The sequence below is a fragment of the Pseudomonas sp. A25(2017) genome, from assembly GCF_002001065.1.
Classification (GTDB): domain Bacteria; phylum Pseudomonadota; class Gammaproteobacteria; order Pseudomonadales; family Pseudomonadaceae; genus Aquipseudomonas; species Aquipseudomonas kilonensis.
Window position 1 is genome coordinate 1 of sequence record NZ_MUOA01000010.1, and the last position, 377, is coordinate 377.

Genomic DNA, 377 nt, shown 5'->3' on the forward strand with positions numbered 1-377 from the left:
CAACCTGGTGCTGCAAGTGCACAACAACGACGACCCGGTGATCATCACCGGCCTCGACAGCGAAGGCGGTGAGCTGTCATTGCAGGAGAAAAACCTCAGCGACGGCAGCAGCCCGGATGCATCGGCGCTGACTCAAAGCGGCACCTTTACCGTCACCGCGTTGGATGGTGTGCAGACCTTGAGCGTTGGCGGCATCAACGTCGTCGCCGGCGGTGTAGCGGCTGGTTTCCCTCAGTCGATTACCACCGCACTGGGTAATACGCTGACCATCACCGGCTACAACGCCACCACCGGCGTGGTCAGCTACAGCTACACGCTGCTGGACAATGAAGCCCATCCAAACGCCAACGGCGCCAACAGCCTCAGCGAACAATTTG

Annotated in this window: 1 protein-coding gene; it reads left to right on the forward strand. The window is 60.2% G+C overall.

All coding sequences use genetic code 11. The annotated features are described in order from the left end of the window. Positions 1-377, forward strand: a 377-nt coding sequence (locus B0E42_RS00020) for a hypothetical protein (RefSeq protein WP_139353055.1), incomplete at both ends; no start/stop codon positions are given.